At 74.6% G+C, this 23431-nt stretch carries 25 protein-coding genes; 10 read left to right on the forward strand and 15 right to left on the reverse strand.

What is annotated here, in order from left to right; genetic code table 11:
- Nucleotides 1-1526, reverse strand: a 1526-nt coding sequence (locus AB0E96_RS05515; protein ID WP_359818844.1) for an HtaA domain-containing protein, incomplete at its 3' end; no start/stop codon positions are given.
- Between the two features lie 64 nt (nt 1527-1590).
- Complete coding sequence (locus AB0E96_RS05520; RefSeq protein ID WP_359818846.1) at nt 1591-3159, reverse strand: HtaA domain-containing protein; 1569 nt, start codon at nt 3157-3159, stop codon at nt 1591-1593.
- A gap of 231 nt (nt 3160-3390) precedes the next feature.
- Here AB0E96_RS05520 and AB0E96_RS05525 point away from each other — a divergent pair, with 231 nt between their 5' ends.
- From AB0E96_RS05525 to AB0E96_RS05535, 3 genes are read left to right on the forward strand one after another with little or no spacing between them, the layout of a single operon-like run.
- Nucleotides 3391-4341, forward strand: a complete 951-nt coding sequence (locus tag AB0E96_RS05525; protein ID WP_359818936.1) for an ABC transporter substrate-binding protein — start codon at nt 3391-3393, stop codon at nt 4339-4341.
- The gene (locus AB0E96_RS05530; protein ID WP_359818848.1) at nt 4338-5399 is read left to right on the forward strand and encodes an iron ABC transporter permease; all 1062 of its coding nucleotides are present in this window, start codon (nt 4338-4340) and stop codon (nt 5397-5399) included. Before AB0E96_RS05525 ends, AB0E96_RS05530 begins: the two co-directional genes overlap by 4 nt.
- Before the next feature lie 2 nt (nt 5400-5401).
- Nucleotides 5402-6214 (forward strand): heme ABC transporter ATP-binding protein, encoded by an 813-nt coding sequence (locus AB0E96_RS05535; RefSeq protein WP_359818939.1) that lies wholly within the window; start codon nt 5402-5404, stop codon nt 6212-6214.
- Between the two features lie 29 nt (nt 6215-6243).
- Here the strand turns inward: AB0E96_RS05535 and AB0E96_RS05540 are convergent, their stop codons facing one another.
- The 3 genes from AB0E96_RS05540 to AB0E96_RS05550 form a co-directional block, all read right to left on the reverse strand.
- Complete coding sequence (locus AB0E96_RS05540) at nt 6244-6453, reverse strand: dodecin (RefSeq protein WP_359818850.1); 210 nt, start codon at nt 6451-6453, stop codon at nt 6244-6246.
- Between the two features lie 191 nt (nt 6454-6644).
- The gene (locus AB0E96_RS05545) at nt 6645-7604 is read right to left on the reverse strand and encodes an asparaginase (protein ID WP_359818853.1); all 960 of its coding nucleotides are present in this window, start codon (nt 7602-7604) and stop codon (nt 6645-6647) included.
- A gap of 72 nt (nt 7605-7676) precedes the next feature.
- Nucleotides 7677-8297 carry an ABC transporter substrate-binding protein gene (locus tag AB0E96_RS05550; protein ID WP_359818856.1) on the reverse strand — a complete coding sequence of 207 codons (621 nt, stop codon included), beginning with the start codon at nt 8295-8297 and terminating at the stop codon, nt 7677-7679.
- Nucleotides 8298-8849: 552 nt separating this feature from the next.
- Here AB0E96_RS05550 and dtd point away from each other — a divergent pair.
- Entirely contained in the window at nt 8850-9290 is a 441-nt protein-coding gene (dtd, locus tag AB0E96_RS05555) for a D-aminoacyl-tRNA deacylase (RefSeq protein WP_359818859.1), read from the forward strand.
- Between the two features lie 56 nt (nt 9291-9346).
- Here dtd and AB0E96_RS05560 read toward each other — a convergent pair whose 3' ends face one another.
- From AB0E96_RS05560 to AB0E96_RS05570, 3 genes are all read right to left on the reverse strand, one after another.
- Entirely contained in the window at nt 9347-10309 is a 963-nt protein-coding gene (locus AB0E96_RS05560) for a folate-binding protein (RefSeq protein ID WP_359818941.1), read from the reverse strand.
- A gap of 19 nt (nt 10310-10328) precedes the next feature.
- Nucleotides 10329-10811 (reverse strand): Fur family transcriptional regulator, encoded by a 483-nt coding sequence (locus tag AB0E96_RS05565; RefSeq protein WP_359818862.1) that lies wholly within the window; start codon nt 10809-10811, stop codon nt 10329-10331.
- A 97-nt stretch (nt 10812-10908) separates the two neighbouring features.
- On the reverse strand, nt 10909-11511 hold the full coding sequence (locus AB0E96_RS05570; protein WP_359818865.1) for an FABP family protein: 603 nt from the start codon (nt 11509-11511) through the stop codon (nt 10909-10911).
- Between the two features lie 348 nt (nt 11512-11859).
- Between AB0E96_RS05570 and AB0E96_RS05575 the strand changes: the two genes are divergently transcribed.
- The gene (locus tag AB0E96_RS05575; RefSeq protein ID WP_189924813.1) at nt 11860-12222 is read left to right on the forward strand and encodes a DsrE family protein; all 363 of its coding nucleotides are present in this window, start codon (nt 11860-11862) and stop codon (nt 12220-12222) included.
- 10 nt (nt 12223-12232) lie between these two features.
- On the opposite strand, the gene AB0E96_RS05580 is transcribed toward AB0E96_RS05575, so the two are convergent.
- The 7 genes from AB0E96_RS05580 to AB0E96_RS05610 all read right to left on the reverse strand — a co-directional run bounded on the left by AB0E96_RS05580 (nt 12233) and on the right by AB0E96_RS05610 (nt 16980).
- Nucleotides 12233-12505, reverse strand: a complete 273-nt coding sequence (locus AB0E96_RS05580) for a DUF3099 domain-containing protein (RefSeq protein WP_359818868.1) — start codon at nt 12503-12505, stop codon at nt 12233-12235.
- 77 nt (nt 12506-12582) lie between these two features.
- Nucleotides 12583-12873 (reverse strand): DUF1416 domain-containing protein, encoded by a 291-nt coding sequence (locus AB0E96_RS05585; RefSeq protein WP_030288989.1) that lies wholly within the window; start codon nt 12871-12873, stop codon nt 12583-12585.
- A 39-nt stretch (nt 12874-12912) separates the two neighbouring features.
- Nucleotides 12913-13749, reverse strand: a complete 837-nt coding sequence (locus AB0E96_RS05590; RefSeq protein ID WP_359818871.1) for a sulfurtransferase — start codon at nt 13747-13749, stop codon at nt 12913-12915.
- Nucleotides 13750-13980: 231 nt separating this feature from the next.
- On the reverse strand, nt 13981-14061 hold the full coding sequence (locus tag AB0E96_RS05595) for an Ms5788A family Cys-rich leader peptide (protein ID WP_350517234.1): 81 nt from the start codon (nt 14059-14061) through the stop codon (nt 13981-13983).
- 237 nt (nt 14062-14298) lie between these two features.
- Nucleotides 14299-15030, reverse strand: a complete 732-nt coding sequence (locus AB0E96_RS05600) for a DUF2993 domain-containing protein (RefSeq protein WP_359818874.1) — start codon at nt 15028-15030, stop codon at nt 14299-14301.
- Between the two features lie 187 nt (nt 15031-15217).
- Nucleotides 15218-16672 carry a hypothetical protein gene (locus tag AB0E96_RS05605; RefSeq protein ID WP_359818877.1) on the reverse strand — a complete coding sequence of 485 codons (1455 nt, stop codon included), beginning with the start codon at nt 16670-16672 and terminating at the stop codon, nt 15218-15220.
- Between the two features lie 14 nt (nt 16673-16686).
- Nucleotides 16687-16980 (reverse strand): MoaD/ThiS family protein, encoded by a 294-nt coding sequence (locus AB0E96_RS05610; RefSeq protein ID WP_359818880.1) that lies wholly within the window; start codon nt 16978-16980, stop codon nt 16687-16689.
- A 730-nt stretch (nt 16981-17710) separates the two neighbouring features.
- On the opposite strand from AB0E96_RS05610, the gene AB0E96_RS05615 reads away from it, so the two are divergent.
- The 5 genes from AB0E96_RS05615 (at nt 17711) to AB0E96_RS05635 (ending at nt 23373) form a co-directional block, all read left to right on the forward strand.
- Nucleotides 17711-18442, forward strand: a complete 732-nt coding sequence (locus AB0E96_RS05615) for a response regulator transcription factor (protein WP_359818883.1) — start codon at nt 17711-17713, stop codon at nt 18440-18442.
- Nucleotides 18443-18610: 168 nt separating this feature from the next.
- Nucleotides 18611-19669, forward strand: a complete 1059-nt coding sequence (locus AB0E96_RS05620) for a LacI family DNA-binding transcriptional regulator (protein ID WP_359818886.1) — start codon at nt 18611-18613, stop codon at nt 19667-19669.
- A 115-nt stretch (nt 19670-19784) separates the two neighbouring features.
- Entirely contained in the window at nt 19785-21023 is a 1239-nt protein-coding gene (locus AB0E96_RS05625; RefSeq protein ID WP_359818889.1) for a trypsin-like peptidase domain-containing protein, read from the forward strand.
- A gap of 68 nt (nt 21024-21091) precedes the next feature.
- Nucleotides 21092-21862: a response regulator transcription factor gene (locus AB0E96_RS05630; protein ID WP_359818892.1), complete on the forward strand. Its 771-nt coding sequence runs from the start codon at nt 21092-21094 to the stop codon at nt 21860-21862.
- Nucleotides 21859-23373 carry a HAMP domain-containing sensor histidine kinase gene (locus AB0E96_RS05635; RefSeq protein WP_359818895.1) on the forward strand — a complete coding sequence of 505 codons (1515 nt, stop codon included), beginning with the start codon at nt 21859-21861 and terminating at the stop codon, nt 23371-23373. Before AB0E96_RS05630 ends, AB0E96_RS05635 begins: the two co-directional genes overlap by 4 nt.
- Nucleotides 23374-23431 lie beyond the last annotated feature (58 nt).

The raw sequence follows: 23431 nt of genomic DNA on the forward strand, positions 1-23431 counted from the left end.
GTGGCTGCCAGCGAGCCGCCGGCACCGGCCAGGCCGCCGGTGGTCAGCGAGGCGCCGCCGGAGGTGCCGCCACCGCCCGTCCCCTGGCCGCCGCCGGCCGCGGCACCGGCGCCACCGCCGCCGGCCGAACCGGCGGGCGGGGCCGTCGGCAGCTTGGCGTCCTTGTCGAAGGCGAGCGTGGCGCTGACCGGGTCCAGGGCCGTACCGGCCGGGTAGTTGGAGAAGACCGGCACGCCCTCGGCGGTCAGCACCGCCGGGACCCTGGACAGCGTCACCACGCCGTCGACCGGCTTCAGGGCGGAGGCCGGGACGTCCAGCTTGGCGATCCGGGCGCCCCTCAGCGAGGTCGACCTGCCGTCCGGGGACTTGCCGTTGACGTCGGCGGTCAGGAACGCGCCGTCCCGGTCGATGGCCAGGCCCAGCTTGGAGAGCGTGGTGTCCAGCGCCCAGCCGTCCTTGCCGGGGTGGCCGAGGAAACGGACCGAGCCGCCGAAGGCGGCGGTCAGGGCGTGGTCGGCGGTGTTGTACGAGCCGGTGGCGCCACCGAAGCGGTAGTCGGCCGCGCCTCCGCCGAACTCGACCTTCCCGGCGGCCATCGGGGACGCCAGGTAGCCGCGGAAGCTCTCCTTGACCGTCCAGTCCAGGGCACCGTTCAGCACCGGCAGGCGGCCCGGGGTCGCGCTCGGGCTCCCGGTCGACGACGGGGAGGCGGTGGCGCCCGACGACGGGGTGGCGGAGGGCGAGGAGCCGGCCGAAGGCGTGCCGGACGACGGGGCCGAGGTCGGCGTGCCCGTCGGTGTACCGGTGGGGGCCGTGCTCGGACCGCCGGTCGGGCCGGCCGTCGGGTCGGCCGTCGGACTCGCGCTGGTGCCGGGGCTCGTGCTCGGCGAGGAGGTGGTGGTCGGCCGGGGCGTCGCCGGGCTCTGCTTCAGCAGCAGCGACAGCGGGTCCATGTCCGCCCCCGCCTGGTAGAAGCCGGCGAAGACCCGGGTGCCCTGCTCGGTCAGCTTGGCGGCGGCCGGCACCCCGTTGGTGGTGTCCCGGGCGACGGTGAAGGTCACCAGCGGCACGTCGTCCCGGCGAGTGATCTCGGTGGCGCCCGTCGACTCCTTGGAGGCGGTGTCGGCGGTCAGCGTGCCGGTGGTGCCGGAGGTGGTGATCCGCAGATCGCTGAGCGCGACGTCCAGCGCGCCGTGGTGGGCGGTGAAGTGCACACCGCCGGTGAAGGAGGAGCTGAGCGCGTGGGTGGTGAGGTCGTAGGCCGCGTTCGCCAGGCCGAAGTGGAAGGTGCCGTCGGCGTTGCGGGTCGCGCCGCCGGTCAGCTCGATCGCGCCGCCCTGGGAGGCCGGGCCCTCGATGTAGCTGCGGAATCCGGCCTTCACGCCCCAGTCCAGCGCGCCGGTGTCGTACGTGACGCTGCCCGGACCGCCCGCGCCGAAGGCGAGTGCGGGGGCGCCGAGGGCGGTCAGGCCGAGGCCGACGGTGGCGGCCGCGACGGCGGCGAGCCGGGTGCGGTTGCGGGACATGCGGGGTACTCCGTTCGGAGGGGGAGTTCGAAGGGGTGGAAGGAGCGGGGGACGCTCCCGGGGGTCAGGCGTCGGCGTCGGGCCCGGTGGCATCGGGGGCCGACGCCGCGGCGGCCGCCCGGCGGCGGCGGACGAGCAGCCCGCCGGTGGTGGCCAGGGCGGCCACCAGCACCGCTCCGCCGACCGCGGCGGCCACCAGCACACCGTCCGCGGAGGACGCGGCGACGGGCGCGGCGGCCGGGGAGGCGGACGGGCTCGCGGCGGCCTCCGGCGGGGTGGCCGGGGCGCTGCCGAGGTCGGGCAGCGGGGGCAGCGCGGCGGCCGGGTCGAGGGCGACGGCGAAGCTCAGCGGGTCCATCTCGGTGCCCGCCGGGTACAGGCCGCCGAAGGCCCCGGCGCCGCCCTCGGCGAGCTTCAGCGGCAGTTCGACGGCCTTCAGCAGGCCGCCTTCGGCCTTGAGGCCGGCCGGGTCGAAGGTGGCCAGTTCGACGCCGGCCGACTGCCGGGTGGCCCCGTCCGGGGTGCGGCCGGAGACGTCGGCGAGCAGTCGGCCCCGGCCGCCGGAGACGGTGACGGCCGGGTTGGCGAGGGTGAGGTCCAGACCGTAGCCGTCGCCGCCGCGCATCCCGGTGAAGCGGACGGTGCCGGTGAAGGCGGCGGTCAGTTCGCCGGTCGCCGGGTCGTAAGCGCCCTTGGCCGGGGTCCAGCGGAAGAACGCTCCGCCGTCCGCCGCCCCGCCGCCGAGCTCCCAACGGCCCTGGGCGATGGCGCCGGTGACGTAGTCCCGGAAGGTGCGGCGCACGCCCCAGTCGAGGGCGCCGGCGGCGAACTCGGTACGGGCCGGGGTCCGGGCCGCCGACTCGGCCGCCGGTTCGGCGGTGGGCGTCGGCACCGGCGCCGTCCCGGCCGCGGCCCCGGTCGTGGTGCCGGTCGTGGTTCCGGTCCCGGCCGCGGGGGCCGCGCCGGGCGTCGGCGCGGACGGCGCCGAAGTCGTCGGTGCGGCGGGCAGGTTGACCGAGAGCGCCAGCGGGTCGAGGGCCGTTCCGGCCTGGTAGAAGCCGCCGAAGGCCTTCGCCCCGGCGTCGGTGAGGGTCGCCGGGACGCCGCTCAGCGTCAGGGTGCCGGCCGCGCCGCGCAGGTCGACGCCGGCCAGCGAGAGGTCGGCCAGCTTGGCCTGGCTCGCGCTGCTCACCTGGCCGGTCTCCCTGGACTTGCTGCTGACGTCCGCGTACAGCCCGGCTGCGCCGCCCTGGACGGCCTTGAAGGTGAGCCGGCCGACGCTCAGGTCGAGCGCGTCGGCTCCGCCCTCCCGGTGCCCCGTGAACCGGACCCCGCCGGAGAAGGCGGCGGTCAGCGCGCCGGTCGTCGGGTCGTAGGTGCCGTTCGCCGAGTGGAACCGGAAGGTGCTGCCGCCGACCGTGGCGGCGCCGCCGGTCAGCGCCCAACTCCCCTTCGCGATGGGCCCGGTGACGTAGGTCAGGAAGGACTGCTTGATGCCCCAGTCCAGCCGCCCGCCGGAGACCCTGCCCTCGGCGGCGGCCGCCGTGCCCGGCGACAGGCCCACCGTCAGCAGGGCGGCCAGGGCGGCCACCAGGGCGGCGGCCGAACGGCGGAGCCGATGGGACAGCGGCACGGCGGATCACTCCTCGGGGGTGCGGGGGCGCGACGGGGGAAGGGTCCGGCGCGGCCGACCCCCTTGCGGAATTTAGGTAAGGCTAACCTAATATATGAGTCAAGAAGCCCGCCCCGCACTCCTCACCCGAGCCGCGACAGGCGTCAACTCCCGACGGAAGGAAGCAGGTTGAGCAGCACGATCCGACCCAGGGCGGCCCGCGGGCCCGCCCTCCTGCTGCTCGCCCTGGGCCTGCTGCTCGCCCTCACCGCCTGCGGCAGCACCAAGGCGGCGCCCACCGCGGCCGCCTCCCGGGCCCCCGACACCGTCGAGCCGCTGGTCGGCGACCCCGCCCCACGGCTGCCCGCCACCACCGCCTCCGCCGACGGCCGCGAGGTCACCGTCACCAGCGTCGAGCGGATCATCCCGCTCAACGGCAGCCTCTCCGAGCTGGTGTTCAGCCTCGGCCTCGGCCCCAAGGTGGTCGCCCGGGACGTCTCCACCACCTTCCGGCAGGCCGCCGCCCTGCCGGTGATCACCCAGGCCCACGACGTCTCCGCCGAGGGCGTGCTCTCGCTGCACCCCACCGTCGTCCTCGCCGACCGCTCCACCGGCCCGGCCGAGGCGATCGCGCAGATCCGGGCGGCCGGCGTCCCGCTGCTCGTCCTCGACGACGCCAAGCGGCTGGCCGACGTCGGCCCGCGCATCGACACCGTCGCCGCCGCACTCGGAGTCCCGGACGCCGGACGGCAGTTGAGGGAACGCACCGAGCAGCGGATCGACCAGGCCGAGGCCGCCGTCCCGGCCGCCGGGCGCCACCCGAGAGTCGCCTTCCTCTACCTGCGCGGCAGCGCTTCCGTCTACCTGCTCGGCGGCCCCGCCTCCGGCGCCGGCTCGCTCATCGAGGCCGTCGGCGGCGAGGACGCCGGCACCGCCGCCGGCCTCACCGGCGACTTCACCCCGCTCACCAGCGAGGCCCTGGTCAAGGCCGCACCCGACGCGATCCTGGTGATGAGCAAGGGCCTCGACTCGGTCGGCGGCGTGGACGGCCTGCTCAAGCTGCCCGGCGTCGCCCAGACCCCGGCCGGGCTCGACCGCCGGATCGTCTCGGTCGAGGACGGCCGGCTGCTCAGCTACGGACCCCGCACCCCGCAGGTGCTGCGGGAGATCGCCGCCCAGCTCTACCCGGCGGACGCCACATGAGCGTCGCCGCGCGCCACGGAGCCCTCCCGGCCGTCCGCCGCACCACCCTGCTCACCGCCGGACTCGCCGCCGCCCTGGTCCTCTGCGCCCTGCTCGCGGCCGGCGTCGGCGCCTACCGCATCCCGCTCGGCGACATCCTCGCCTCCACCGCCCACCGCCTCGGCCTCGGCGGCCACGCCCTGGACCGGGTGCCGGAGTCGGTGCTGTGGAACGTCCGGCTGCCCCGGGTGGTGCTCGCCCTGCTGGTCGGCGGTTCGCTGGGCTGCGCCGGGGCGCTGATGCAGGGCGTGTTCGGCAACCCGCTCGCCGAACCCGCCGTGATCGGCGTCTCCTCCGGCGGCGCGGTCGGCGCGGTGGCCTGCATCGTCCTCGGCCTGGACGCCCTCGGCAGCTGGACGGTCACCGCCTCCGCCTTCGCGAGCGGCCTGCTGACGGTCTTCGCGGTGTACGTCATGGCCCGCGCCGGCGGGCGCACCGAGGTGGTCACGCTGATCCTCACCGGCGTCGCCGTGAACGCCTTCTGCGGCGCCCTGATCGGCCTCTTCCTGTTCACCGCCGACTCCGCCGCGATCAGCCAGGTCACCTTCTGGCAGCTCGGCTCGCTCGCCCAGGCCACCTGGGGCAAGGTGCTGGCCGTCCTGCCGTTCGCCCTGGTGGGCCTCGCCGTCGCGCCGCTGTACGCCCGCAAGCTGGACCTGCTGGCCCTCGGCGAGCGCCCGGCCCGCCACCTCGGGGTGGACGTCGAGCGGATGCGGCTGGTGCTGATCACCGTCGTCGCGCTGCTCACGGCCGCGGCCGTCGCGGTCAGCGGGATCATCGGCTTCGTCGGCCTGGTCGTCCCGCACCTGCTGCGGATGCTCGCCGGGCCCGGCCACCGCTTCCTGCTGTCCGCCTCCGCACTGGGCGGGGCACTGGTGCTGGTGGTCGCCGACCTCGCCGCCCGCACCCTCGCCGAACCGGCCGAACTGCCGCTCGGGGTGCTCACCGCGCTGATCGGCAGCCCGTTCTTCTTCTGGCTGCTGCGCCGGACCAGGACCAGGCAGGGAGGCTGGGCGTGAAGCTGCGCCGACACCGGGAGATCCCCGAACGACCCGCCCCCGGGAGCGAGTTGCTCACCGCCGAGGGCGTCCGGCTGGACCTCGGCGGGCGCCCGCTGCTGGCCGGCGCCGCGGTCCGGGTCGCGGCCGGCGAGGTGGTCGCGCTGCTGGGGCCGAACGGCGCCGGCAAGTCCACCCTGCTGTCCGTCCTGGCCGGCGACGTCCGTCCGGACGGCGGCGCGGTCACCCTGCGCGGCCGCCCGCTGAGCGGCTACGGCGCCGCCGAACTCGCGCTGCACCGGGCGCTGCTCCCGCAGTCCGCCGCGCTGTCCTTCCCGTTCCCCGCCGACGAGGTGGTCCGGATGGGCCGCGCGCCGTGGGCGGGCACGGCGGCGGCGGCCGAGGACGCCGCGGCCGTGGCCGAGGCGATGGCCGCCACCGAGTCCACCGCCTTCGCCGGACGCCCGTTCACCGCCCTGTCCGGCGGCGAACGGGCCCGGGTGGCGCTGGCCCGGGTGCTGGCCCAGCGCACGCCGCTGCTGCTCCTGGACGAGCCGACCGCGGCCCTCGACCTGCGCCACCAGGAGCTGGTGCTGCGGGTCGCCCGGGCCCGGGCCGCGGCCGGGGACGGGGTGGTCGTGGTGCTGCACGACCTGTCCCTGGCGGCGGCCTACGCGGACCGGGTGGTCCTGCTGACGGGCGGGGCGACGGTCGCGGACGGGCCGGTCGCCGAGGTGCTGCGGGCACCGCTGCTCAGCGAGGTGTACGGGCACCCCGTCGAGGTGCTGGCGCACCCGCGCACCGGGGTGCCGCTGGTGCTGCCGGAACGCGGCTGAACCCGCGGACCCGACAAGCCCCGGGGCGGTCAGTCCTCCAGGCGGAAGCCGACCTTCATGCACACCTGGTAGTGCTTGATCCGGCCGTCCTCCAGGTGGCCCCGGACCTGCGAGACCTCGAACCAGTCGAGGTTGCGCAGCGTCCGGGAGGCCCGCTCCACGCCGTTGCGGATCGCGGCGTCGACGCTCTCGGCCGAGGACCCGACGATCTCGGTCACCCGGTACACGTGGTCGGTCATGGCGGACTCCTCAACTGTGCGACGGCCCCCGGTCCACCGTGCACCGGCCCGGGTCCGCCCGCACCCCGGCGGGCGGTCTCCGGCCCCCGGGCGGGGGCCGGAGACGGCCCGGTCCCGCCCCGGGCGGGTGCTGGAGCGCCGTCCGCACCCCGCCGCCGAGCGGTGGGGCCGCGCCGGCCCCAGGACGCCCCCTAGAACGCCGCCCGCACCTCGCCGACCCGCACCCCGCCGCCGAGCAGCGGGGCCGCGCCGATCCGCTCGACGGTCTCGTCCGCCCCGGCCACGCCGAGCCGGCGCAGCGCGGCTGCCAGCACCGGGCCGCGGGCCCGCTCGCCGCCGTCCTCGATCTTGAAGGCCAGCGCCCGCCCGTCGGGCAGCGCGACCACCTGGACGGCCTCGGCGCCCATCTTGGACAGCGCGCCCGGCAGCGCCCGCATCAGCCAGGTGTCGGCCCGCCGGGTGCCGGCCACGTACTCGGGGTGGGCGCGCATCGCGTCGGCGACGCGGCGCGGCTCGGTGCCCTCGGCGGCCAGCACCAGGCTGCGGTAGCCGCGGGCCAGGCCGGTCAGCGACACGGCCAGCAGCGGCGCGCCGCAGCCGTCCACCCCGGCGTGCGCGGCGCTCTCGCCGGTGCCCTCCTCCAGGGCCTCGCGGGCCAGCCGCTGGATCGGGTGGGCCGGGTCGAGGTAGCTCTCGGTGTCCCAGCCGTTGGCCGTGCAGGCGGCCAGCCAGCCGGCGTGCTTGCCGGAGCAGTCCATCAGGATCGGGGCGCGCTCGCCGCCGGCGGCGAGCAGCAGCTCCGCCTCGGTCTCGTCCAGCGGCAGGTCGGCCGGGGTGCGCAGGGCCGATTCGTCGAGCCCGGCGGAGCCGAGGATGCTCCGCACACCATCGAGGTGAAACGATTCTGCGGAGTGGCTGGAGGCCGCCAGCGCCAGCAGCTCGCCCTCGATCGCCAGCCCGGCCCGCAGCGTGGCCACCGCCTGGAACGGCTTGGCGGTCGACCGCGGGAAGACCGGGGCGTCCGGGTCGCCGAGCGCGAACTCGACCGAGCCGTCCGCCGCGAGCAGCACCAGGGAGCCGTGGTGACGGCCCTCGACGAAACCGGAGCGCACGACCTCGGCGAGAACGGGCGCGATGGCGGGCAGGGACATGGCGGATGAGCCTTCCGGGGCGAGGGTGGGCCTAGAGCGAGCCGGGCCCACCGCCCGCGGCGACTCACCCGGTCAGAGCGGCCCTCCCGCGAGCAGGTCGTCGACCCGCGCTTCCCCATCACGGTACCTGCGGGTGATCTCGGCGTTGCAACCGTCGGCCGTGCGCAGCAGCCGCTGGCGCCGTCCGGACACCTCGCGCTCGTGCGCCCGCAGCCGTTCCAGGGCGGCCAGCAGCTCCTCGGCCGGGTGCGCCGCCAGGTCGGCGAGCTGGACGTCGCCCATCAACGCGTCCGCCTCCAGCTGGGACTCCTGGGTGCGCGGCGGGCCGAGGGTGACGTGCCGGGCCGAGCGCCGCACGGTGGAGGGAGCGTCGGTCAGGATGGCCGGCAACCGGTCCAGCAGGTCGCCGGGCACCGGTCCGGGGTAGGCCGGGCCGATCACGGAGACCGGGCCCACGCCGGGCCGCCGGTCGAGTTCGGCGCGCAGGATGTCCATCCGCCCGTGCAGCAGCCGGCGCAGGTAGGACAGGTCGGCCTCCTGCTCCAGGGTCTCCCGGCGCAGCACCCGCAGCTGCTCCAGGCCCAGCCGCTCCAGGTCGGGTTCCTCCCCCGTGCCCGCCGCCGGACCGTACGGCCCTCCGGGGGCCCGCACCACCGGCCCGGACCGGTCCCGCGCCGCACTGCTCGCGTCCATCACCCAACCACCTGACATCGTCCGATCCCGCCCGCTCGCGGCGCCCCGTCCCTGCCGCCGGTCCGTCCCGTCCCCCGGCGGGCCGCGCGTCCCGTCCACCGGCCCGCCCGGGAACCCCGGAGGTGCCGGTCCCGGCCGCGACCGCCCACCGGGCGGCTGCGCCGGACGCTGACCCACCGGCTCGACCGCCCGGTCGAACCCGGCCCGACGCGGCGGACCTCCTGGCGCCCCGGACCCTTCGTACGGTCCACCAGCGTGCCACCCCACCCGGCGCACGCGCACCGCCCGTGCACCCGAACGGCCCCCTGGCGAACGGGGGTGGCTGATATGACCGGCCCTTTCCCCAGGAAGATGGGCGCCCGATTCGGCGCAGGCGCTCACCCCCGGGCGCGCGCAGCCTGCTTACGCGCCCCTGGTGTGCGCCCTGAGGAGGCCGCTGAGGCGTACGGGAAGGGTGCGGCGCGGGGCCAGGGGCGCGGGGGCGCCGGCGGGCCCGGACGGCGGACGCGGGGGCCCTCCGGGGGCCGTACGGCGCTCCGGCACAATGGCGGCATGCGAGCAGTGGTGCAGCGAGTGACCGAGGCCCGGGTGACCGTGGCCGGTGAGACCGTCGGCGCGATCGAGGGGCCCGGGCTCTGCGTCCTGGTCGGCGTCACCCACGACGACACCCCCGCCAAGGCCGCCCAACTGGCCCGCAAGCTCTGGACGCTGCGGCTGCTGCCCGCGAACGACGAGGGCGTGGAGCAGAGTTGCTCGGACCTCGGCGCCCCGCTGCTGGTGATCAGCCAGTTCACGCTCTACGGCGACGCCCGCAAGGGCCGCCGCCCCACCTGGAACGCCGCCGCCCCCGGCCCGGTCGCCGAGCCGCTGGTGGACGAGGTGGTGGCGCAGCTGCGCGCGCTGGGCGCCAAGGTGGAGACGGGCCGGTTCGGCGCCGACATGCGGGTGGCGCTGGTGAACGACGGCCCGTTCACCGTCCTCGTCGAGGTCTGACCGGCTCGGGCTCCGACCGGGGCGTAGCCCGAGCGGGTCGGAGCCCGAGCGGCCCACTACTGCGGGACGATCACGTCCTGGGTGCCCGGCACCGTGCCGGCCAGCAGCACGGCGTCCACCGGGACGTTCCGCTTGACGATCGCCAGCGCGATCGGCCCCAGCTCGTGGTGCCGGGCCGAGGAGGTCACGAAGCCCAGCGCCCGCCCGTCCGGGTCGCTGGCCAGCCGCACCTCGGTGCCGTGCGGGGGCAGCGTCTCCTCGGTGCCGTCCAGGTGCAGGAAGACCAGCCGGCGCGGCGGACGGCCCAGGTTGTGCACCCGGGCGACGGTCTCCTGGCCGCGGTAGCAGCCCTTCTGCAGGTGGACGGCGGTGCGCAGCCAGTCCACCTCGTGCGGGATGGTCCGGTGGTCGGTCTCGAAGCCCAGCCGGGGCCGGTGGCCCTCGATCCGCAGCGCCTCGTACGCCCAGACCCCGGCCGCCGGGCCGTAGCCGGCGGTGAGCCGCTCCAGCTCGCCGCGCGGCACGAACAGGTCGCGCCCGTGGGGGAGTTCGCGGACGGCGGCGGCTCCCTCGACGGAGGCGGTGGAACCGGCCGGCAGATGGACGACGGCGTACTCGGCGGTCGCGTCGGCGACCTCCACCCGGTAGAAGAACTTCATGCTCTCCAGGTAGGCCACCAGCGCCTCCTGGGTGCCCGGCTCGACGTGCGCCCAGGTGGTCGCGCCGTCGTCCACCAGGTAGAGCGCGTGCTCGACGTGCCCGTTCGGGGAGAGCACCAGCGCCTCGGCGGCCTGCTGCGCGGGCAGCTCGCTGACGTGCTGGGTGACCAGCAGGTGCAGCCAGGCGAGCCGGTCCTGGCCGGTCACGGTGATCACACCGCGGTGCGAGAGGTCGACGAAGCCGGCCCCCCGCGACAGGTTGCGTTGCTCGCGGAAGATGTCGCCGTAGTGGGCGGCGACACCCTCGTCGGCCCCCTCGGCGGGGACGGCTCCGGGCAGGGAAAGCAGCGGGCTCTTCACACCGGTCATACCGGTCAGCTTACGACTGCTCCTCGGCGAGCCCGGCGGTGCAGTCGGCGCAGCGGCCGAAGATCGCGAAGTGCTTGAGGTCGGTGTCGAAGCCGTGCCGCTCGCGCAGGCTGTCGATCAGCGGCTGGGCGATCTCGGTGTCGGTCTCGGTGACCTTCTCGCAGTCCCGGCAGACCAGGTGCAGGTGGTGGTGGCGGCCGGCCAGGTGGTACGTCGGGGCGCCGTGGCCCAGGTGGGCGTGCGAGACCAGGCCCAGCTCCTCCAGCAGCTCCAGGGTCCGGTAGACGGTGGAGATGTTGATGCCGCTGGCGGTCCGGCGGACGTGGCAGAGGATGTCGTCGGGGGTCGCGTGGTCGAGCTCGTCGACCGCCTCCAGCACGAGCTGGCGCTGCGGGGTGAGCCGGTACCCGCGTTCGCGCAGGTCGGCCTTCCAGTCGTCCGAGAGGTGCCAGTCGCCGGAGAGCTGCCAGTCGGTGGTGCCGGTGTCCGCCACGGTACTGTCCCTGCCAATGGTCGGGGGTCCTGAGGCAAGTGTAGGGACCGGCCGGGGGCCGGTCCCTACCTCGTGCACCGACTCTTCGGTGACCTGCCTACTTGAAGAAGGCGATGCCGTCGTCCGGCAGGTCGTTGATGTCCTTGACCAGCTGGGCCGGGCTGAGCACCTTCTTCAGCTGGGCGGACATGTACGGGCGCAGCGGCACGTTCGGGGCGGCCTTCTCGCCGACCCACAGCAGCTCGCCGTTGACGAAGCCGTACAGCCGCTTGCCGCCGGAGTACTCCGGCGAGCCCTCGATCCGGGCGACCGCGTCGGTGGAGACGTCGACCTGCGGCTTGCCGTCGGCCAGCTCGCCGTACCAGATCTCGACCGTGCCGTCGTCGCGGACGGAGGAGATCTCGATGCCCCGGGCACCGCTGGTGCCGTCGTGGTTGCTGGTGATGCGCCAGAACGCGTGCTCGTTCTCCAGCGGACGGACCTTCTCGCCCTCGTTGTTCAGCACCCAGGTGCGGGAGCGGAACTCCAGGAAGGGGCGGCCGTCGTGGCGGATCACGATCTCCTGGCCGAAGTTGCACTTCTCCGCGCCCGGGCCCCCTTCACCCGGCAGCGGGGCGTAGACGCCCGCGCCCTCCCAGGTGCCGAGGAGGAAGGCGAGCGGGACGACGTCCTTGTGGAGGTCAGAAGGGATCTCGATCATGTTCCTGGTCGCTGTTCTCGTCGGTGTGGGAATGCCTCAACCGTACGGCAGGCTCAGCGCTGGCCCTGGTACAGCTTCATCACCGAGAAGATGGCGAACCAGGTGATCAGCACGGCCATGAGGGCCAGCAGACCGTCGAAGAAGATTTCCAGACCGGACACGGGGGGCTCCCAGGCGGCGACAGTGTGGTGGATTTTGCTCCGCTCACTCTATCCGCCGGGTTCCGGCCGGTCGCGGTGAGCCCCACCACGTCGCGGTTCGCGCCGTCCCCCCGCGGCTGCTCAAGCTTTGCCCAAGGGTTCCGGGGATGCCGGACGGCGGGGGCGGCGGGCGCTCTAAGGTGGCGCCATGCCGAAGAAACTGGTCATCAAGGTCACCGCAGGGGCGGACGCGCCGGAGCGGTGCTCGCAGGCGTTCACGGTGGCGGCGGTGGCCGTCGCCAGCGGGATCGAGGTCTCGCTCTGGCTGACCGGGGAGTCCTCCTGGTTCGCGCTGCCGGGCCGGGCCGCGGAGTTCGAGCTGCCGCACGCGGCGCCGCTGCCGGACCTGCTGGAGTCGATCCTGGCGGCCGGCTCGGTGACGCTGTGCACCCAGTGCGCGGCGCGGCGCGGGATCGAGCAGAAGGACACCGTCGAGGGTGTCCGCATCGCGGGCGCCCAGGTCTTCGTCAGCGAGATTATGGCGGACGGCGTCCAGGCGCTCGTGTACTGACGCCCCGCCCCTACGGGTGCTCCTCGTGGTCGGGGCGGTCCCGGTCGTGGCCGGGCTCGTCCCACTTCGGGTCGTCCCAGCGCGGGTCGTCCCACCAGTCGTCCTCGGGGTCGCGCTTGTTGGCGAAGACCGCGGCGACGGGCGGGATGACCATCGCGACGACGCACATGCCGATCGCCGCACCGACCGAGAAGAACCGCACCACTCCCCAGGCCATGACGAACAGGCCCAGGCACACGCCCATCATGGCGAAGTAGTAGCGACGCCGCCGCCTTGCCCGCACCCCTCCACGGTACGGCCGAGGGCCCCTGCGCGGCAGGGGCCCTCGGGGTGGTCCGGGTGATTCGTTCCCGGCTCCGGTCAGACCGCGATCGCGACCTCGACGGCGGTGCCCTGGGAGGCCACCACCTGGCGGTCCACGGTCTGGCCCGGCACCAGCGCGCGCAGGGTCCACTTGCCCGGGCGGGCGAAGAACCGGAACTGGCCGGTCGCCGAGGTGGGGACCTCGGCCGTGAACTCGTTGTTCTCGTCCAGCAGCCGGACGTAGCCGTTGACCGGCTCACCGTCGCGGGTCACCGAACCCTGGATGATCGTCTCGTTCGCCACGTCAACTCCTGCCAGGTCCGGGCCGCCGGCCTTCGCACCGCACATGTCTGTGTTCCCTTCTGACTTACCGGTCGAGCCGGAGGCTCAGTTGCTGCCGAGCTCGATCGGCACGCCGACCAGGCTGCCGTACTCGGTCCACGAGCCGTCGTAGTTCTTGACGTTCTCCTGGCCGAGCAGCTCGTGCAGGACGAACCAGGTGAGCGCGGAGCGCTCGCCGATGCGGCAGTAGGCGATGGTGTCCTTCGCCAGGTCGACGCCCTCGGCCTCGTAGAGCGCCTTGAGCTCGTCGTCGCTCTTGAAGGTGCCGTCGTCGTTGGCGTTCTTGGCCCACGGGATGTTGCGGGCGCTCGGCACGTGGCCGGGGCGCTGCGACTGCTCCTGCGGGAGGTGGGCCGGGGCGAGCAGCTTGCCGGAGAACTCGTCGGGCGAACGGACGTCGACCAGGTTCAGGGTGCCGATGGCGGCGATCACGTCGTCGCGGAAGGCGCGGATCGAGGAGTCGACGGCCTGCGCCGTGTACTCGGTGGCCGGACGAGCCGGCACCTCGGCGACCAGGTCGCGGGAGTCCAGCTCCCACTTCTTGCGGCCGCCGTCCAGCAGGCGGACGTCGCCGTGGCCGTACAGCTTGAAGTACCAGTAGGCGTACGAGGCGAACCAGTTGTTGTTGCCGCCGTACAGGACGACGGTGTCGTCGTTGGCGATGCCCTTGGCGCTGAGCAGCGCCTCGAAGCCGGCCTGGTCGATGAAGTCGCGGCGGACCGGGTCCTGGAGGTCCTGCTTCCAGTCGATCCGGACGGCGTTGCGGATGTGGTTCTTGTCGTACGCGGAGGTGTCCTCGTCGACCTCGACGATGACGACCTTCGGGTCGTCCAGGCGGGCCTGGACCCAGTCGGCGTCGACCAGGACGTCGCTGCGGCTCATGGTGGTTCTCCATCCGAGGGCGGTTGTGCGGAAGGTGCTGCTCAGGAGGGTGCTGCGGGGTGCCCGGGTGGGTGCGGTCCGAAATCCTGTCCGAATGCCGGGACGAGGGGGTGGGACCGGTGGCGCCGGGCGGAAACCGAGGAGTACGTCGGCGGCCGCCCGCCCACAGGGCCGGGCGCGGTCACCGGAAAGATCGGCGGCGGGCGTCAACTGCCCTGCCGGAACGCCGAGTCAGCGCATTCGACACAGACAGGCGGCCACGCGGCACAGGTCTACCGCCCGCCGCTTCGTGAGGTCCGTCTGTCGCTTCATGCCGACGATGCTAGGGACACCGGAGGCCCGCTGTCATCAGCGTATCGAATAGTGGGACCAGAACGACCGGATGATGGGATTTGACCCCGGCTTGGCCTCACAGGGGCCCGCCCGGGGCCGGGCGGAGGCCTCCGGGGAACGTGCCCGGGGCGGAAACGGCACCGCTCCACGGTTCACGCTGGACAGCGCGTCTCGCGGAGCGGAACGATTCGGCAGGGCCGGCCGGGGGCGGGCGGATCAGCCCAGGAGCTTGACGTCCTTGCCGTCGAAACTCAGCTGGAGGCCCTCCGGCAGCGGCGTCACGCCGCCACCCCCCTCCTTCTCGGCCAGCTTCAGCCCGGCCGGCAGCGAGTCCAGGGTGAAGCTCATCGGCTCGATCTGCTGGTTGGTGGCGCCCGCCACCATGCCCGCCAGCGAGCTCAGCCGGAAACCGTCCACCGTGACGGTGTTGCCCTTGTTGTGGACGTTGCCCTCGCCGATCGCGATCGGCCCCAGCGAGGCCTTGACCTTGCCCGGCCCGGCGTAGGACAGGCTCAGCCGGGAGTTGCCGCCCACCGGCAGCTTCGTCCCGTGCAGCAGCTCGGAGGCGGGCGGCAGCAGCTGCGCGAGGTCCGGGTAGGAGATCACCCCGCTGCCGGTGCCGCTGTCCACCGTGGCGCTGCTCATGCTGTCACTGACCTTGACCCCGGACAGCCGCGCCTTGAACGAGTGCAGCGCCACCTGGTGGCTGCCGTCGCCGACGGTCAGGCCGTCGGAGGAGATCCGGACGTCGTCCAGCTTCATCGACACCACCTGGGTGAGGAACGGGAAGCCCTCGATCGAGACGTCCGGGCGCTGGCTCATCCGGCCGCTCTTCACGATCCGGTCGGCGGCCTCGTCCTCGGCCACGCCCACCGCGATCCGGTCGGCGCCCAGCAGCAGGCCGGACAGCACCGCCAGGCTGATCGTGGCCTTCAGCCATCCGCGCATCGTGTCCCCCGTCGTCGCCGGTCGCAGTGCTCGTTCGTCGCTGTGGTCGTCGGTCGTTCCGGTCGTTCCGGTCGCTCTGGTCGCTCGCAGTGGGTCGTCCGCCGTGCCGCGGCGGACGCGGGACACGTCCGGCCCCGCACGACCGTACGACGTCCCGCCCCGGAACATGGTTCCGGGGCGGGACGGGTCAGGCCAGCAACTCGGTGGCGATCCAGACCAGCGGCGCGGACACCGCCAGCGGCAGCGCCACCCCCGCCGTCATGTGCACGAAGCGGGACGGGAAGTCGTACGCCGCGACCCGGCGGCCGACCAGCGCCCCCAGCCCGGCCAGCGCCCCGAGCGCCACCGGCGCCCCGACCACCAGGCCCAGCGCTACCGCCGCCGCCAGCCCCAGCACCGGGCCCAGCACCTTCGGCCCGGGCAGCGGCGCCGCGGCCAGCAGAGTGGCCAGCGCCACCGCGCCCACCGCGGCCGGCACCCAGTCCGCCAGCAGCAGCGCGGTGCACAGCACCGTCACCACGGTGGCCGAGCCGAGCACCGTCAACGCGTAGAACCGCTCCTTCGGGTCCGACGGGCGGAACGTCTGCAGCACCAGGACGAGCAGGAAGAACCCGCCCAGGGTGCCCACCACGGCCGCCACGCCGCCGTCGGAGTCCGCCAGCAGCACCGCCGCGTCCGCCGTGAAACCGGCCAGCGCGGCGAGCAGGATGCCCTGCCGGGCCGGCCACATGCCGTTCAGCCGGAACCAGCCGGCCGCCGTCAGCAGCTGGAGCAGCGCGACCACCAGGGCCAGCGCGATCTGCCCCAGCGCGGCACCGCCCGCCAGCAGCGCGGCCGCGCCGGCGGTGATCAGGGCCGGCTGCAGACCCGGGTCGATGATCGGCGAGCCGGTGCGACCGCCCGGCCCCGCGGGCGCCGCCGCCTGCCGCGGGACGGGCTGGTACGGCGGTGCGGCCGGGGCGCCGAGCGGGCCGGGGGTGCCGACCGGACCCAGCGGGCCGGGGGCGGCCGGGCGCTTGAGCGTCATGGTCGGCGGGTCGAAGGCCTCCGCCGACTGCTGCGCGGGGGCCGGCTGCGGCGGCGGAGCCGCGTGCCGGGCCCGCGGCCTCGACGGCTGCTGGAGCTGGAGCGTCGGGTCCGGCTGGGGCTGCGCCTGCCGCTCCCGCTGCTCCGGCTTCCGCCGCCGCTGCCGCGCCTGCTGGAGCTGCTCCTGCAACTGCGGGGGCTGCTCCTGGTGCTGCGGGGGCTGCTGCCGGCGCTCCTGCGGAGGCTGCTGGTGCAGCTGCGGAGGCTGCCGCAGGTGCGGCTGTTCCCGGTACTGCTGCGGCGGACGCTGCTGCGCGACCGGCGGGCCGGACACCACCACCGGCGGCAGCAGCGCCGTAGCCTCGGCGTCGCCGGCCGCCGGCACGGGCGGCAGCAGGGTGGTCGCGTCGGCGTCGTCGAAGGCCGGCACCGGCGGCAGCACCGCGGTCGCGTCCGCGTCCTCCACCGGGTAGCCGTACGGCGGCCGGTGGCCCGGCTGCTGCTGCGGCGGGAAGTGCTGCTGCTGCGGGTGCGGCTGCTGCGGGTAGGGCTGCTGCTGCGGCCACTCGCCGTAGCCGCCGCGGTTGGGGTGGTTCGGATGGTTCGGGTTGTTCATGTCCGTCACGCTGCTCAGCCTCCCGCGAACGGCGGGAGGACCTCCACCGTCCCGCCCTCGGTCAGTGCGACGGTGGTGTGGTCGCGGCCGCCCACCTGGGCCCCGTCGACCAGGAACGAACAGTGTCCGAGCAGCCGGACGAGCTTCGGCCGGTCGGCGTGCCGCCGCTTCGCCCCCGCCAGCGCCTCCGCGAGGGTCGCCGCCTCGTACGGCTCCTCGGCCAGCCCGGCCTCGGACTTCGCCGCCGCCCAGTAGCGGATCGTCCCGCGCACCCGGGCGCCGCTGGCGGGCTCGGTGGTCGCGCCCATCGGGCCACCCCTTCTCGTCGTCCTCGCCCGGTCCCGGTGCCCCGGTCCGGCTCGCCACCGCGACGCCCGCCGGACCACCCGAACGATGGACCCCGGACAGCGCCTCCGATGCGCGTCCCATGATGGCGTGTCCGCCGCCACGAGCGGCAATCGCCCTGGCCGGAGGGGCCCGGAGCGCGCACCGGCCTCCCGGCGCGCCACCGCCGGACGGCACCGGACCGGCGCTCGAAGCTGTGTCCAGCCTCACCCGGCGCACGCCCGAATTGGGCGAACCGCCGGATTCGGGCACTCCCGGCGGAGGGGGCGGTCGGCTATCCTCGACCACCAAGAGGGATCCGGGCAGAGTCGCCCCCGGGTCCTTTTGTGCTTCCAGGACGCCAGTACGGACGTTCTTGCGATTCGTCGGCCCACCCCCGGCGCGCAGCAGGAACCGCCCCGCCCGACGCGGCACAACGACGTGCCCCGGCCGACCGGGGCATCGCCACCCGGCACCGGGCCGCCACCCGGCACCGGACCAGACCGGAGGGTTCGCGGTGATGAACAGGGCAGAAACGGTGCGCCCGGGGTCGCGGGCCCCTCGGCGCGGTCGCCGTCACGCCCCGCTCGCCACCCGCTCCACCGGTTCGCCGCGGCCGGCCGTCGTCCTTCCCTCCCCTCCAGCACGTGCGCCATCCGGCTGTGGCGGCAGCCGTAACGCGACCGCGACGACCCGGAAAGGGGACCACCGGGTATGAGTTCTCTCCTCCTCCTCACCAATGCGCTGCAACCCTCCGCCGAGGTGCTGCCCGCCCTCGGACTGCTGCTGCACAACGTCCGGGTGGCACCCGCTGAGGGCGCGGCCCTCGTGGACACCCCCAGCGCGGACGTCATCCTGGTCGACGGCCGGCGTGACCTCCCGCAGATCCGGAGCCTCTGCCAGCTGCTGCGCTCCACCGGCATCGGCTGCCCGCTGATCCTGGTGGTCACCGAGGGCGGCCTGGCCGCCGTCACCGCCGAGTGGGGCATCGACGACGTCCTGCTGGACACGGCCGGCCCGGCCGAGGTCGAGGCCCGGCTGCGGCTCGCGCTCGGCCGCCTCCAGGTCGACGCCGACGACAGCCCGATGGAGATCCGCAACGGCGACCTCTCGGTCGACGAGGCCACCTACTCCGCCAAGCTCAAGGGCCGGGCGCTCGACCTCACCTTCAAGGAGTTCGAGCTGCTCAAGTACCTCGCGCAGCACCCCGGCCGGGTCTTCACCCGGGCGCAGCTGCTCCAGGAGGTCTGGGGCTACGACTACTTCGGCGGCACCCGGACCGTGGACGTGCACGTCCGGCGGCTGCGCGCCAAGCTCGGCGTGGAGCACGAGCAGCTGATCGGCACCGTGCGCAACGTCGGCTACCGCTTCGTCGTCCCGGAGAAGCCGGAGAAGGGCGAACGGCCGGAACTCGCCCAGCGGCCCGCGGCCCCCCTGGAGGCCTGAGGCCGGGCCGTTCGGAGCCGGCGCGGAGGCGAGCACGGGACCGGTACGGGGCCGGGCGGGCCGCCCCCGCCCGGCTTGTCCGGTTCCTCCCGGAGGCCTTCGTCGGCCTGCGGAACAGGGCCCCGGACCCCACTGCCGCCCCGGGGGCCACACGCGTAGACTCCCCCCGTGGCCAAAGTGACGCGCGACGATGTAGCCCGGCTGGCTGGTACCTCGACCGCGGTCGTCAGCTACGTCATCAACAACGGGCCGCGCCCGGTCGCGCCCGCGACCCGGGAGAAGGTCCTCGCGGCGATCGACCAGCTCGGCTACCGGCCGAACAGTGTCGCCCAGGCGATGGCCTCCCGGCGCACCAACCTGATCGGCATGGTCGTCCCCGACGCCCGCCAGCCCTTCTTCGCCGAGATGGCGCACGCCGTGGAACGGGCCGCCTCCGAGCGCGGCAAGCTCGTGCTGATCGGCAACTCCGACTACGTGGACGACCGCGAGGTGCACTACGTCCGCGCCTTCCTCGGGATGCGCGTCTCCGGCCTGATCCTGGTCAGCCAGGGCCCCTCGCAGCGCGCCGCCGAGGAGTTCGCCGCGATGGAGGGCGCCAAGGTGGTGCTGCTGCACCGCCGGCCCGAGGCGATCGACGACGTCGCGGTGGTCACCGACGACGTGGCGGGCGCCGAGGCGATCGTGCGCCACCTGCTGGAGGTGCACGGGCACCCGTACGTGGCCTGCTTCGGCGGCCCGGTCGAGTCCCCCGCCCCCGGCGACCCGGTCATCGACCACGTCGAGGGCTGGCAGCGCGCCATGGACGCGCACGGCATCCCCACCGAGCCGCACCTGATCGACGCGCCCTTCCACCGCTACGGCGCCTACGACGTCGCGCTCGGCCTGCTCCGCTCGCCGGACCGGCCGCGGGCGGTGTTCTGCTCCACCGACGACCAGGCGATCGGCGTGCTGCGGGCCGCCCGCGAGGTCGGCCTGCGCGTCCCCGAGGACCTGGCGGTGGCCGGCTTCGACGACGTGCCCGAGGCCGCGCTCGCCGACCCGCCGCTGACCACCGTCGCCTCCGACCGCGACGCGATGGCCCGGGCCGCCGTGGACCTGGTGCTGGACGACTCGCTGATGGTGCCCGGATCGGACACCGAGCGGGTCCGCACGTTCCCGTCCCGGCTGGTCATCCGCCGCTCCTGCGGCTGCGGCGGCGACAACGGCGGCCGATCCGCACCGGAGTAGCCGATTCCGCTCGGCAGGCAGCCTGACCAGGCTTTATGAGAACCCAACGGGCTTCTCTCCCCCTTCTGAGCCGGTTCTCATGCACTCCTCATGCACCGGGTCGAGCTTGGTCGTCATGAGCGAACAGCAGCGGCACCCCAGCGAGCAGTACGGCCCGTACCAGCCCCACCCGCAGGACGGGCCGTACCGCGCCCAGGAGCCCCGGGTGATCGAGGGCACCGTGCTCGGCGCCGGCGCGAGCGCCACCGGCCCGACCGGGTACGAGCACGGCACCGGGTACGGCCACGACACCGGGTACGGCACCGGCCACGACACCGGGTACGGCTACCGCGAGGACCACTCCGACGGCGGCTTCGACGGACCGCCGCCTCCCCCGCCGATCCCGCCCGAGCCGCCCACGATCCTCGGGCCGGACTCCCCCGAGGGCCCCGGCCACCACGGCGGCCGGGCCCGGCGCGGACTGCTGCGCGGCCGGCTCGCCATGGTCACCGCCGTCGCCGCGGTCGCCGCCGTCCTCGGCGGGGTCACCGGCGGACTGGTCGCCACCGACCGGCAGGGCTCCGGCAACCGCGTCGGGACCATCGCCAGCCCGGTCTCCGCCCGCTCCGACGGCAGCGCCGACGTGGCCGCCGTCGCCGCCGCCGTCTCGCCCAGCACCGTCCAGATCACCGTCAAGAACGGCAACGGCACGGCCACCGGCACCGGCGTCGTCCTGAACACCGACGGGCAGATCCTCACCAACTACCACGTGATCGACACCGCGGCCGCCGGCGGCACGATCACCGTCACCTTCAAGGACGGCTCCACCGCCCGGGCCACCGTCACCGGCACCGACAAGGCCCTCGACGTCGCCGTGATCACCGCCACCGGCGCGAAGAACCTCACCCCCGCCGTCCTCGGCGACTCGTCCGCCGTGGCCATCGGCGACCCGGTCGTCGCCATCGGCAACCCCGACGGCCTCACCGGCACCGTCACCTCCGGCATCATCAGCGCCGAGAACCGCGACGTCACCGTCCAGCTCGACGAGGGCAGCACCAGCAGCAACGGCGGCTTCGGCCTCCCCTTCCTGCCCGGCCTGCCCGGCGGGCGCGGCACCGCCCCGCAGTCGGACAGCGGCAGCACCACCACCTACAAGGCCTTCCAGACCGACGCCGCGCTCAACCCCGGAAACTCCGGCGGCCCGCTGATCAACGCCGGCGGCCAGGTCATCGCGATCAACTCGGCGATGTACGCGCCCGGCGGCTCCGGCTCCTCCGGCAGCGGCTCGGCCGGCAGCGTCGGCCTCGGCTTCGCCATCCCGATCAACGACATCAAGCAGGTCCTGCCGAAGCTCGAAGCCGGCCAGAGTCTGTGATCCGCACTCCCTGAGACGGACAATTGCTCCCAGCAGGCCCCCCAACCGACGAGAAAGGGCACCCGCCCATGACCCCGTCCGCCGACGACCGCACCGCCGCCGAGGCCGGCCACCCCTCCGCCCGGCTCCTCGTGGTCGACGACGAACCCGCCCTCCGGGACGCCCTGGAGAGCAGCCTCGCCTTCGAGGGGTACGAGGTCGCCACCGCCACCGACGGCTACGAAGCCCTGGAGTCCGTCGAACGCGACCGGCCCGACCTCGTCCTGCTGGACATCATGATGCCCCGGATGGACGGCCTCACCGCCGTCCGCCGGATGCGCTCGCGCGGCGACACCGTCCCGGTGCTGATGCTGACCGCCCGCGACGCCGTCGGCGACCGCGTCACCGGCCTCGACGTCGGCGCCGACGACTACCTCGCCAAGCCCTTCGAGCTCGACGAACTCCTCGCCCGCGTCCGTGCCCTGCTGCGCCGCAACGCCCTCGCCGTCGAGGCCGCGGCCCGCGCCGCCGCCGAGGACGAGAGCGAGGTGCTCGCCTTCGCCGACCTGCGGATGAACACCGCCACCCGCGAGGTCACCCGGGCCGGCAAGCCGATCGAGCTCACCCGCACCGAGTTCATGCTGCTGGAGATGTTCCTCGCCCACCCCCGCCAGGTCCTCACCCGCGAACAGATCCTCAAGGCGGTCTGGGGCTTCGACTTCGAGCCCTCCTCCAACTCCCTGGACGTGTACGTGATGTACCTGCGCCGCAAGACCGAGCAGGGCGGCATGCCCCGCCTGATCCAGACCGTCCGCGGCGTCGGCTACGCCCTGCGCCCGGCCGCCGGCACGAGCGCGTGAACAACGTTCCGCCCCCTCCACTGACCCCGCCCCGCACGCCGGGCCGCCGGCAGCGCCTGGTCCACTGGTTCCGCTCCCGCTCGCTGCGCAGCCGCCTCACCTTCCTGAGCGCGGCCGCGGTGGCGGTGGCGATCGCGCTGTCGGCGCTGGCGTGCTGGTTCATCGTGGAGAAGCAGTTGTACGACCAGGTGCGCACCGACCTGCTCAGCGCCGAGCCGGAACCGCTGTCCAAGAACGGCAACATCCCCTGCGGATCCACGCCGCAGGAGGCACTCGCCCTGTCGCTGGCCACCCCGCGGAGCAGCCGTCCGCCGTCGGACCTGGGCAGCCCGCCGTTGCGGGACACCCAGAACGTGTCCTCCGACCTGACCCAGGTCTGCCTGCCGCCCGGCGCCAAGCGGGCGGTCGTCATCCAGCCGAGCGACGCCAAGGTCTTCGCGCTCAAGAAGGCCCAGCCCGTCATCCGCGACGGGCAGTACACCGACGGCAAGCCCGCCATGGTCCGGCTGGCCTGGTACCCCAACGTCAACCCGGGCTACCCGCCGGTCCTGGTCATGGTCGCGGCGCCGACCCAGCCCGTCGAGGACTCCCTGCAGGGCCTCGCCATCCTCCTCGGCTCCGTCTCCGCCGGCGGCATCCTGCTCGCCGCCATCGCCGGCCGTCTGGTCGCCCACTCCTCGCTCAAGCCCGTCGACCACCTCACCGGCGCCGTCGAGCACATCGCCCGGACCGAGGAGGTCGGCACCACCATCCCGGTGCGCGGCGACGACGAGATCGCCCGGCTGTCCGCCTCGTTCAACTCGATGAGCACCGCCCTCGCCAACTCCCGCGAGCGGCAGACCCGGCTGATCGCCGACGCCGGGCACGAGCTCCGCACCCCGCTGACCTCCCTGCGCACCAACGTCGACCTGCTGATCCGCAGCGACCGGACCGGCCGCCCGCTGCCCGCCGCGACCAGGACCAAGCTGCTCGGCAACATGAAGGCGCAGATGCAGGAACTCACCGTCCTGATCGGCGACCTGCTCCAGCTCTCCCGCCCGGACACCCCGAAGAGCGGCCCGGCCCTCACCGTGGTCGCCCTGCACGAGATCGCCGGACGGGCCGTCGAACGGGCCGAGCTCCGCGGCCCCGGGCTCGTCTTCGAGACCGACACCGACCCCTGGTACGTGCACGGCGACGCCTCCGGGCTGGAACGGGCGGTGATCAACCTGCTGGACAACGCGGTCAAGTACAGCCCGCCCGGCGGGACCATCGAAGTCCGGCTGCACCAGGGCGTGCTGACCGTCCGCGACCACGGCCCCGGCATCCCGCCGGACGAACTCCAGTACGTCTTCGACCGGTTCTGGCGCTCGCCCTCCTCGCGCCAGCTGCCCGGCTCCGGCCTCGGGCTGTCGATCGTCGCCCAGAGCGTCCGGGAGGCGGGCGGCGAGGTCTCCCTCGGCCCCGCCCCCGACGGCGGTCCGGGCGCGCTGGCCACCGTCCGGCTGCCCGGCGGCCCCGCCCCGGAATGACGGAGGGGCGGGCGGGGCGCCCCGACAGCGCCCCGCCCGCCCCCTCCGGGAGCCGGCT

Source organism: Kitasatospora sp. NPDC036755, assembly GCF_040636595.1.
Taxonomy (GTDB): Bacteria; Actinomycetota; Actinomycetes; order Streptomycetales; family Streptomycetaceae; genus Kitasatospora.